At 52.6% G+C, this 10291-nt stretch carries 10 protein-coding genes; 5 read left to right on the top strand and 5 right to left on the bottom strand.

Annotation, left to right across the window (positions count from 1 at the left end; all coding sequences use genetic code 11):
- From AACZ40_RS25755 to AACZ40_RS25745, 3 genes are all read right to left on the bottom strand, one after another.
- On the bottom strand, nt 1-690 hold a 690-nt coding region (locus AACZ40_RS25755), incomplete at its 3' end, for an acyl-CoA desaturase (RefSeq protein ID WP_339676391.1).
- A 222-nt stretch (nt 691-912) separates the two neighbouring features.
- The gene (locus AACZ40_RS25750; RefSeq protein ID WP_291172725.1) at nt 913-1647 is read right to left on the bottom strand and encodes a response regulator transcription factor; all 735 of its coding nucleotides are present in this window, start codon (nt 1645-1647) and stop codon (nt 913-915) included.
- Nucleotides 1644-2648: an MFS domain-containing histidine kinase gene (locus tag AACZ40_RS25745; protein WP_291172727.1), complete on the bottom strand. Its 1005-nt coding sequence runs from the start codon at nt 2646-2648 to the stop codon at nt 1644-1646. The genes AACZ40_RS25750 and AACZ40_RS25745 overlap by 4 nt, the downstream gene beginning before the upstream one ends.
- 327 nt (nt 2649-2975) lie before the next feature.
- Between AACZ40_RS25745 and AACZ40_RS25740 the strand changes: the two genes are divergently transcribed.
- The 3 genes from AACZ40_RS25740 to AACZ40_RS25730 all read left to right on the top strand — a co-directional run bounded on the left by AACZ40_RS25740 (nt 2976) and on the right by AACZ40_RS25730 (nt 5394).
- Nucleotides 2976-3419, top strand: a complete 444-nt coding sequence (locus AACZ40_RS25740) for a DUF2784 domain-containing protein (protein ID WP_291172730.1) — start codon at nt 2976-2978, stop codon at nt 3417-3419.
- A 155-nt stretch (nt 3420-3574) separates the two neighbouring features.
- The gene (locus AACZ40_RS25735) at nt 3575-4303 is read left to right on the top strand and encodes an SDR family oxidoreductase (RefSeq protein WP_291172733.1); all 729 of its coding nucleotides are present in this window, start codon (nt 3575-3577) and stop codon (nt 4301-4303) included.
- Between the two features lie 35 nt (nt 4304-4338).
- A complete protein-coding gene (locus tag AACZ40_RS25730; protein WP_291172735.1) occupies nt 4339-5394 on the top strand; it encodes an alpha/beta fold hydrolase in 1056 nt (351 codons plus the stop codon).
- Between the two features lie 27 nt (nt 5395-5421).
- Here AACZ40_RS25730 and AACZ40_RS25725 read toward each other — a convergent pair whose 3' ends face one another.
- A complete protein-coding gene (locus AACZ40_RS25725) occupies nt 5422-6858 on the bottom strand; it encodes an aldehyde dehydrogenase family protein (RefSeq protein ID WP_291172738.1) in 1437 nt (478 codons plus the stop codon).
- 142 nt (nt 6859-7000) lie between these two features.
- Nucleotides 7001-8194 carry a hypothetical protein gene (locus AACZ40_RS25720; RefSeq protein ID WP_291172742.1) on the bottom strand — a complete coding sequence of 398 codons (1194 nt, stop codon included), beginning with the start codon at nt 8192-8194 and terminating at the stop codon, nt 7001-7003.
- Between the two features lie 385 nt (nt 8195-8579).
- Here AACZ40_RS25720 and AACZ40_RS25715 point away from each other — a divergent pair, with 385 nt between their 5' ends.
- Nucleotides 8580-9119, top strand: coding sequence for an N-acetyltransferase (locus AACZ40_RS25715; protein WP_291172744.1), 540 nt, complete (start codon nt 8580-8582; stop codon nt 9117-9119).
- 499 nt (nt 9120-9618) lie between these two features.
- Complete coding sequence (locus AACZ40_RS25710) at nt 9619-9924, top strand: hypothetical protein (protein ID WP_291172746.1); 306 nt, start codon at nt 9619-9621, stop codon at nt 9922-9924.
- Nucleotides 9925-10291: the final 367 nt, after the last annotated feature.

Below are 10291 nucleotides of genomic sequence, written 5' to 3'. Positions count from 1 at the left end.
AACAAAGGCCATCCGGGCACACAGTCCCCAGAGCAGCATCGACCAGCCCATGTAGTTACCGCCCATGGCGTAACCGATGCCGTACATGGCAAAGCCGGAACCAATCAGCCACAAGGGGTAGGTCTTTTCGAAGAACTGAATCAGGGGTCGATTTTTAAAGTCGGGGATGTAGTGATCGGCGAATTTATCATTGAGTTCTTTATCACGATAGACGAACAGCCACAGCAGGTGTGCCCACCACGACCCTTCAAACGGGGAGTGAGGATCGCCGTGCTTGTCTGATTTCTGGTGATGCAGTCGATGAGTGGCAGCCCAGGTCAGGGGGGAACCTTCTCCAGACAGGACACCACACAGCAGAACAAAGAATTCGGCAGGGGCTCTCAGCTTGAATGATTTGTGCGAGAGATAACGATGGTAGCCCAGGCAGATGCCGATACTGGCGGTGGCCCAGTGCAGAACCAGACAGGCAACAATTGCCTGCCAGGAGATAAAGAAGAGTGCAGCAACCGCACCAATGTGAATGCCAGCCATCCAGATCAGGACGACCCAGTCAACATTGCCCCAGTTCAAGTTCTCTTTATGAAATTTGGCGAGAATCTGTTCCCGCTCTTCGCGTTTTTTTGATTTTCGGGGTTGGGATACCGCAGCCGTTTGCTCTTCAGCAGGATCTTCCAGAATGACACTCGACATTGTTGTCCTCGTCTATTTAACAGGTGCCTGATTTTTACATTCGCAGGAAATCAGGTTTCACCGACCTCCTTACTTCTGCCGAATTCTATCAATGAGGTCGGAATCCGTTGTCAGGTAAACGTCATATAATTGTCAAAGTTGTGTCAAAATGACAAAAAATATGATTTTCCAAGGGTTTCTGACAAAAAAGAGTGCAGAAAACGTGACGCACGTGCACATGTTTCACTCAGCGGCTTCCTCAGGCATGAAGCGATACCCGGCACCCCGCACCGAGACGATGTGTACAGGTTCAGCCGGATTGCTTTCGACCAGCTTACGCAGTCGCAGCACAAAGTTGTCGATGGTGCGTGTGGTCACAAAGGCGGACTGTTCGCCCCAGACATCTTCCAGAATCTGGTTGCGGGTCAGCACCATGCCTGCATGCTCGATAAAATATTTGAGCAATCGCAGCTCCAGATTGGTCAGACTTTTGCGTTCGCCGTCGACTTCAATTTCGAACGATTCAAAGTCGACGATGACATTTCCGAATTCGTAGACGGCAGTCAGTTGACTGGTTTGCGGCAGGGCCTGTTTCACCAGGCTTTTGCGTTTGAGCAGATTCTTAACGCGGCTCAGTAGTTCGGGCAGGGCAAACGGCTTGGTCATGTATTGATCTGTACCACAGTCAAAAGCGTATGCTTTATCTTCGCTCAGTTCGCGGGCACTGAGTACCAGGATTGGTACCACTTCATCAATCCGGCGGATCTCTTTTGCAATCTCATATCCGCTCATTCCCGGCAGCATCAGGTCCAGCACAACCAGGTCAATACTTGCTTTATCAGTCTCATAACACTCTTGAAAATAGTTCAGCGCAGTTGGTCCGTCCTCGGCCGTCAAGACCGTATATCCTTCCTGTTCAAAATTGAATTTCAATCCCTGCGCGAGTGCTTTTTCGTCTTCGACAACCAGTAACTTCATGTTTCTGCTCTCCCTGGCAAATCGATGGCAAACACACTGCCGGGCTGATCCAGTCGATCGTGCACTGTGACTTTTCCTCCCAGCAGATGCACCAGGGTCCGTACGATATACAGTCCCAGCCCGGTTCCTGTTTTCCGTCGCTCCAGTTCACTTTCTCCACGATAGAAAATCTTAAAAATATCCTTTCGGATTTCGGGATCAACGCCTTCGCCATTATCCATCACACGGGTAATCACACGACCGGCTTTACTGACCCTGACCTGAATCAGAATCCGGGGTTCGGCCCCGCCATATTTGATGGCATTGTCAATGACATTGCGAAAGATCATTTCCAGTAAAATACGGCGTGTATGGAGTACCGCCGGTTCGATATCAAACTCAAAGATCTGTTCGACTTCCACCTGTCGCCTGGTACATTCGACACGCGCACAATGACGAATCAGCGGTTCCAGCAGAATATCTTCCGGGTCGCTCTCCATGCCCAGCGCGTCCAGGCGTTTGACTTCCAGCAGCTGGGAAATCAGGTGATCGAGCCGTTCCAGCTCAATTTTCATCGTTGCGTAAAATTCGCTGCGCTGTTCTTCTGCCAGCGTGCGCATCTGCAGCGTCTCCAGGTACAGACGCAGTGTGGCGATCGGCGTTTTCAGTTCATGGGTGACACTGTCAATGAAATCAGACTGCCGCTGACTGAGTCGTACTTCTTTGATCGTCAGAACCAGATACAGCGACAACCCGACCAGAATCAGAACAAACACGACCGTCCCGAACGCCAAAGCGGTCCACCAGTAAATCTGGGCCGCCAGAATAATCCAGAATACCATCAATGCGACGTTCAACACCATGAGTACGACGCTCAAAGTAATCGGCAGACGCAGCCGACCTCGACGTACCTTACGCATCAACTGCTGGGCAGACCGGCTACCGGAGCGCGGCGGCACCTCCGAGGCAGAAACCGGATTTTTCGCTTCTTCGTCAAGTTGTTGATGCCTGCTGGATGACATCGTCAGTTCCTTCAATTGATCTGCTGATATTCACAATTAATGCCCACGTTTCGTTTTCTCTGCTACCAGTATATCGAATAACAAATCAGTCGCGTATGCACAAACCTGCGCTGCATAATAAACCGGAGATTTCCGCATTCCTCAAGCGAAAAAACGAAAAATCTGTCCCTGGTTTCATTTTTCCCGCAACCATTTTTCGGCTCGGATTTTTTATATTTTCAAATCTTCCGGGGAATATATCGTACTTTGAGCGTCTCTTAAACTGTAACAGATCCCGCTTCACATCGCAGATCATAATTTTGACGATGCTCCAAAACAGGCGCTCCCATGGATTTTCACGACACCCAGTTTCTGTATCGCCTCACAGCTGATTTCACAGTGGTGCTCCATTTTGCCTTTGTGATGTTTGTGTTACTGGGGCAGATTCTGATCACAGCAGGTGCGTTTGCCGGCTGGGACTGGATCCGCAATTTCAAATTTCGTGTGATTCATCTGGCTTCGATCTTATTCGTCGTGCTCGAATCCGTGGCCGGCATCGTCTGCCCCCTGACCACACTGGAAAAATGGTTACGGAAACAGGCCGGGCAGGTAAGCTACCAGGGCGATTTTATCGCGAACTGGATACATGAAGTGCTCTTTATCGATGAAGGGACTGTTGAACCCTGGGTATTCACAGCCTGTTATTCATTGTTTGGCCTAATAGTTCTACTCACATTTTACTTCGCGCCACCGCGGCGCAAACCCGGACAGTCCCCCGCGGAAGAAGTCTGATTTCGTCTTCGTTTCCTTCCAGTACATCATTTCAATTTCCCCCCGGATTACGTAATATTGGGAGAGCAGAGGGGAATCAACTTCGCTGCTTTCGACCTGCTTTCCACAGACATTAAATTTCCACAGACATCAGAATCAGATAGAGAACTTCAAACATGCCCGGATTAGAAAATAAAAATATCGTTGTGACCGGCGGAGGGACTGGAATTGGAGAAGCCTGTGCCTTAAGCCTGGCCCAGGCCGGTGCCAGTGTGGTTGTGGGTGGCAGACGGCAGTCCCCCCTGGAAGCGGTTTCTGCACAGGCGGAAGGTAAAATCGGTTTCCACACCATTGATGTTGCAGACCGCGAAAGTGTCACCACATTTTTTGACTGGGCAAATGAAAAACTGGGGCACATCGATATCCTCGTGCATTGTGCAGGCATTAACTGTCGAGAACGTTCCATGGAAGTGGTTTCGGGGGAAGACTGGGATAAACTGATGACGGTCAACGCGACCGGTGCATTCAACTGCATGCAGGCAGTTCTGCCTCAAATGCGGGAACGACAGGATGGACTGATCATTAATATCTGTTCCGTATCGGGAATTCGGGCTGGCCTGCTGGGCGGAGTTGCCTATAATGCCTCGAAGTTTGCGATGGCAGCGTTGGGAACCACTGTCGCACAGGAAGAGAAAGATCGCGGAGTCCGGATTTCCACGATCTACCCGGGGGAAGTAGAAACTCCCATCCTGGACGAGCGGCCGGTTCCCGTCAGCAAAGAACATCGTGCTAAAATTCTGCAGCCGGAAGATGTTGCCGCTGCAGTGAAAATGATTTGTCAGCTCCCTCCACGTGCTCACGTTCCCGATCTGACAATAAAGCCCACCACAGCAGCATTTGTCTAAATCAGTTGCGAGAACGTTCGACAGGACAGAACTTAATGAAGAGTGATCTGGTTTTTCCGCCGTTTGTTCCACATCGGCTTTATCGAAATCCTCACCTGCAGACGATTGTCGGCCAGTTTCATTCGCGGGTCAAATCACCCTATCAGGCAGAACAGCACAGCTGTCGACTGCCTGATAATGATCTGCTGATCCTGCACGATGACTGTCCGGGCAGCTGGCGACCCGGCGACCGGGTGGTGATTCTGTTACACGGACTTTCTGGCTGCCACCGCAGTTCTTACATGATCCGCCTGGCACATAAGCTGAATAACAAAGGAGTCCGGGTCTTCCGCATGGACCTGCGAGGCTGTGGAGCAGGGACAGGCCTGGCCAAATCTCCCTACCATGCCGGCAGTTTCCTCGATCTGAAAATCGCGCTGGAACGCATCGAACACATGTGTCCGCGTTCCCTGATTGGAATTGCGGGGTTTTCACTGGGAGGCACCATCTCCCTCAACTACCTGGGACGGCATGCCGAAGCTTCTGATCTGGTCGATCGGGCCATCGTGCTCAATCCCCCATTGCAACTGTCGGAAAGTGTGAGAGTTTTCGGCAAACCCCTGTTCGGTCGCTACCAGAGGCACTTCGTCACGAACCTGATCAAACACGTGCGCAAATCGCATCGGTTCAATGAACATACCGATAAGATTTCCGGGGCGAATTATCCCAAAAGTCTGCTGGAATTTGATGATCAGTTCACGGCGCCCCTGGCCGGTTTTGATTCAGCCGAAGATTACTACACACGCTGCAGCCCGGCTGAAGTGCTGGAACATATTAATATCCCCACCCTGATTATCACTGCCAAGGATGATCCGCTGGTTCCCGCTTCCACTTATCAGCAGGCCGTGGACGAGCTGGTCCATCATGAAAAAGTCACCCTGTATCTCACTGAGTACGGGGGACATCTGGGCTTTATCAGCGGGCGCTCCAATGACCCGGATCCCCGCTGGTCTGACTGGCGCATTATTGACTGGATGCTGGCCGAATCCCCCGAAGGACTGGCCAGCCAGGTCCGTGATCTGTCGCGGCCCGCAATCGTGCAGACCGCCTGACGCTCAGACAGCCGAAACGCCAACGACTCAGTGAGCCGCCGGGCTTTCATTCTGGAATGCCCGGGCCCGGAACAGAAACTCTACGATGTTTCCTTCGTGAGGCTGCAGCCAGTTCAAGGCATTCGTTTTGACCGCTCCGATATTCAGGCGATCAATATTGGTCGCATCGAGCAGTTGCTGTGACCACTGCGGATCTTCGGTGATCGCGGTGCAGACCAGCGTCGGCCCGATTTTCTTCAGCATGTCTTTCTGCTCGCACTGCACGACCGATGCCATCGGGAACATGTATTCGGTATTCGCCAGGGCAGGGTCGGTGCTGGCACAATGCACGATGGTGGGACGCAGGTAATCGCAGCGTTCCAATTCGATCAGGCGTTCGCCGTCACGGTACTTTGCCGTCACTTCTGTCACGCCCGGCTCTTTCAAACCTTCTTCAATCTGCGTGTGCATGGCTTTGGCGGCACCGGTCATCGTGAAAGCAGCCAGTGGTGCTTCCGGGTCTGTCATCGAAGTCGGTCCCACAGGTCCAATACGTTTGGCAATCGCATCCGCGATGGCTTCGGTGTGACGTGATGCCCAGACGCCGGACGCGTTAATGCAGCTGCGTCCGCCGTTCTGAAAGATACTGTCGACCATCAGATCGAGGTAATCTTCCCAGCGGTCCACCACATCATCGCCCAGCAGAATCTTACTGAAACCGGGACCGTGCGCCTGCACGTTGGGATTGCCTTTATATTTATCAATGGTCTGCTGCCCGCCGAACAGCATCACCCGCTGACAGAGTTCGGTGACTGTCGAACCCACATCGTGAGGACCGGGGTACACCGAAATACATTCACGGGGAATGCCCGCCTGGCAGAACGCTTCGGTCATACGATAAGGTGTCCACGGTTCTGAAGAGCCCGGCTTCAGCACCAGGCCAATCTGCATCGGCAGAATCGGCATCCAGAGCGTATGCACGCCGGGAGAGTTGGAAGGCAGAACCAGCCCGAGTACCGGCGAATTGGCCTGGTAGCTCATCATCACGCCCCGTTCTTCTTTGCCGTATCCCCGTGTCAGAATATCCAGGGGCAGGCCGCGCGTCAGTGAATCCAGAATCTCGTCCATGTGCTCCAGCACGAACGCAACCTTCTTCATATTGCCGGCACACATCCATTCGGGCATTCCGGTACTGGCGGACTGAATCCGGCAGAACTCTTCGGGAGTCTGTGTGCCGTTGCCCAGCGGCAGTTCTGCTGTCATGTAAAGTTCAGCGGCTTTTTTGCAGATCTCCAGCAGTTTTGAAATCGGAATTTCCCGCAGCAGATCGCGGGCCCGCTGTGCTTTCCGCATGTCCATCTTCACCAGGCCCGCATTGGCCTGGTGCACTTTGGCTAACGGCTCGCCGGTTTCAAAATGAACGACTTCCTGTTGATCGAAACTTTCGTAAGGTTTTCCCCAGCGAATTACAGGTATTTCCAGCACGGCAGTTTTCCTTTTTATAGATAATGCGAATCAAGCAAATGATCCCGCATCCAGGCAGTGAGATCAGATCTGGCAGCACAGCACATACGAATCGAACGTCAGAAAACCAGGCCGACCCACAAATTCGCTGAGCACAATCGGTTTAATAAACGCCCACCGTCGTCGATGAGGCAATCTTGTGGAACGGACGCACGCCGCTCACACCATCCCAGGGATACTTGGAATGTGGCTTTTCGCGTTCGCCTTCATCCCGTTCGAGGAAGCCGGGAATAAACAGCTCTTTGGTCATTGTGAACAGTTTCACGCGACCGGTTTCGCCATAAGGCACAACCTTGGTATGGTCATCGAAATCAACGACACGAATTGCAGCACGAGGCTGCGGGGCGTAGTACGTAATTTTGTAATCGTCAGCTGGATCGAACGGCTTACCACAGGCCAGCCCCATCAGCGTATTGCCGTAGGTCGGGGTAATGTAAACGTTCTCACCCAGCAGTTCCTCACGGGCAAAGCGATACCACTGCTGCGTGAATTCGGTTCCGCCACAGAAGATACCGGTAATGCCGGCTTCTTCAATGCTCGAACCTTCATCCATCAGCCGCATGGCCAGTGCTTCCAGCAGCTTGGGTGTGGTAAACATACATTTGATATTATGACCGGCCCCCAGGATCGCCATTGCCTGGTCAATCACGTGGGCACTGTATTCTTTGACTTCGTCGATCTTGCCTTTTTTGATCAGCTTGACGACCCAGCGGGGATCGAGGTCGACACAGAAGGAAATCCCGCCGCGGTACTGCGCCATATGTTCCACGGCCAGCCGCAACCGACGTGGACCGGAAGGCCCCAGCATCAGCCAGTTCGAGCCTTTAGGGAACGATTCATCGGGCAGGGTATCGCTGAAGTTTTCGTAGTCGATGCGGAAGTCGTCAATCACCACGCGCGACTTGGGAATGCCGGTCGTCCCGCCGGTCTCGAAGACGTAGGTCGGTTTTCCCAGCAGTGCTTTGGGAATCCAGCGATCCAGGGGACCGCCGCGCAGTTCGTCATCTTCGAACAGCGGGAACTTGTTCAGATCTTCAAAGCAGTTGACATCGGTCAGCGGATTGAAGTCGAACGATTTGGCTTTCTCCAGCCAGTAAGGAGAACCGGTTTCCGGATTGAAGTGCCACTGAACGTGCTCGCGGGTATGAGCATCGAGTGCTTCCTGGTTCTGTTTTACCAATTCGTCAAGGTTACTGTTGTCGGTCACTATGAGACTCACTCCAAACAGGGAAGGAATAATGGCGGGGAAAAAAACCATGTTCAGCAGGAAACATGTACTCAAACGCTTATGAATCATTCTAGGAGTTTCGGATGTTTTTTCAACTAAGGGACTTGCTGTCAGTTCGAGATCCCTCACAATCTCTGCGCCGGGATTTTCAGACAACTTGAGCGAAAGCGGACCGATTTAAAAGCATTTCGAGAGTTTTCCGCGGGAATCAGACCTAATCTGCATTTTGGGTAGATCAGGCATACCGGATCAATCAGTCACATCAGACATGATGCACCTGTTCGGGTAAGAAAATAGCAGCTTTCGTCTTCAATCGGCGTCCCCAGATTGACAGTAGTATAGAGAATGGTAAAATTAGATATTCAAATAATTTATTGCTCTTTTTTCTGTTCGGCTCCTCGTATTCTGCGAGACAATCATGGACTTTACCGAAACGTACTTTCGTAGATTTCGAATGGAAATCGAGCTGGCCCACGCGCGACTGGAAGACACCACGCTCCCCGAAGGTTATCGCTGGTGTCCCTGGGAGCTGACCACCGTCGATCGTCACGCTGTCGCCAAGTACCACAGCTTCCGCTCTGAACTGGATGCCCGCGTGTTTCCCTGCCTGGGCGATTTTGATGGCTGCCGCAAGCTGATGCAGGATATCTCGCGTCAACGCAACTTCCTCTCCACAGGCACCTGGCTGATTACCTGGGACGGAACCGGCAATGAAGACGCCGTCGACTGTGGCACCATCCAGGCCATCGTTCCCAGCCGCATCATGGGCGCGATCCAGAACGTCGGCATCACCCCCGAACACCGTGGCTTAGGGCTGGGCAGGGCACTGGTCACCAAATGCCTGATCGGTTTCCAGGCTGCCAAAGTCAAACGGGCCTATCTCGAAGTCACCGCCGACAACGAACCAGCCATCAACCTCTACCGCTCCATCGGCTTTCGTCTCACGCGGACGCTCTACAAACCAAGCCAGTACGTCGAAACCCCCTCCTTGTGAATCAAACAACCGGCCCATCAACCCGACATCATCAAGCCGACATTGATGTGTCATCAACGCCAGATCCCCTCTGCTGCGCCTTACTCCTTGATCAATCAGTTCAACCAATAAGGTTGACGGCTTGCTGTCGATTTCAGCACCTGCTGAACCTGCACTACTGAAAAACCGGTCACCGCAACTGCTCAAACTCCCCTTGACGCCGCCGCGCCGCTGGCGATAAGCGCTATTCTGAGTCGCGCGCGTGACCAGTTTACAGAGCACTGAAACACAAGCCACCTGTTCCTGATCTTCACTATAAATGAGGCTGTTTTTTCCCGATTTGCACTGCCTGAAACGACACCGGTTCGTAATGGTAGCCTGCGGGTCGCCGCACATCGCAAAGCTTCGCCCCGGCACCGCCCCGACATCGCAGCAGGTCGGTCCTTTCTCAACCCGTTTCGCCACATGAGCTTGTTCATCCCCCTTGACACCCCCATGACTTTCCACAAAATAACCCACCATGAATAACCCAACATGCAACGAAACCACTGACCACAAACCACAGATCGAACACCAGAATGAACCAAGCAAAAACAACAATATTTCAATGTCCGCTCCCCCGTCCGGGTCCCATCTGTCGGCTTGCCCGACAGTGCCCGAAAAACCAGCCCCCGCACATAAATCAAGGGTGAGCCCGAATGCAATTCGGGCCGAGCGCAGCGAGCAGGAGGTCGCAGCTACCACGTACAATCCAGAACCGGGCTTCCCCACCCATTCGACACGGCCGGACAAGCCGGCCATGCCACCCGGAAACCTCTATTTTTAGTGCAATGTTTCCTAAAATATCAGACGAGCGTGTGCCACTGTTCGGCTTGCCCGACAGTGCTGGTATTAACGTCCCCATCCACGTTTCACAACAAATTATAAAAGAAACGCCCCACCCCCCGCAGATGAAAATTCCGAACCCCTGAATGATCAAAAGTAGGATCAAAAAGGTGTCATCGATATTCATCATAGATCACCCCAGATTAACCTCGTATTTTCCCAGTTCGCAAAAAACCGCGGCTAACGCCGTACGGCTAATTATCGAGAAAGAAAGGCTAGCCCCGGATGCAATTCGGGCCGAGCGCAGCGAACAGGAAACTGTCAGGGCAATCACACAATTCAGAACAACAAAGCCCACCTGTTCATCG

The organism is uncultured Gimesia sp. (assembly GCF_963972345.1).
In the GTDB taxonomy this organism is placed as follows: domain Bacteria; phylum Planctomycetota; class Planctomycetia; order Planctomycetales; family Planctomycetaceae; genus Gimesia.
The sequence above is the reverse complement of the archived record's forward strand: the minus strand, read 5'-3'. Positions and strand labels throughout refer to the sequence as shown.

Coding starts and splice junctions, on each gene's coding strand:
- AACZ40_RS25735 (WP_291172733.1), top strand. CDS start 3,575: ATGCCCGGATTAGAAAATAAAAATATCGTTGTGACCGGCGGAGGGACT.
- AACZ40_RS25720 (WP_291172742.1), bottom strand. CDS start 8,194: ATGATTCATAAGCGTTTGAGTACATGTTTCCTGCTGAACATGGTTTTT.
- AACZ40_RS25710 (WP_291172746.1), top strand. CDS start 9,619: ATGAATAACCCAACATGCAACGAAACCACTGACCACAAACCACAGATC.
- AACZ40_RS25740 (WP_291172730.1), top strand. CDS start 2,976: ATGGATTTTCACGACACCCAGTTTCTGTATCGCCTCACAGCTGATTTC.
- AACZ40_RS25745 (WP_291172727.1), bottom strand. CDS start 2,648: ATGTCATCCAGCAGGCATCAACAACTTGACGAAGAAGCGAAAAATCCG.
- AACZ40_RS25750 (WP_291172725.1), bottom strand. CDS start 1,647: ATGAAGTTACTGGTTGTCGAAGACGAAAAAGCACTCGCGCAGGGATTG.
- AACZ40_RS25730 (WP_291172735.1), top strand. CDS start 4,339: ATGAAGAGTGATCTGGTTTTTCCGCCGTTTGTTCCACATCGGCTTTAT.
- AACZ40_RS25715 (WP_291172744.1), top strand. CDS start 8,580: ATGGAAATCGAGCTGGCCCACGCGCGACTGGAAGACACCACGCTCCCC.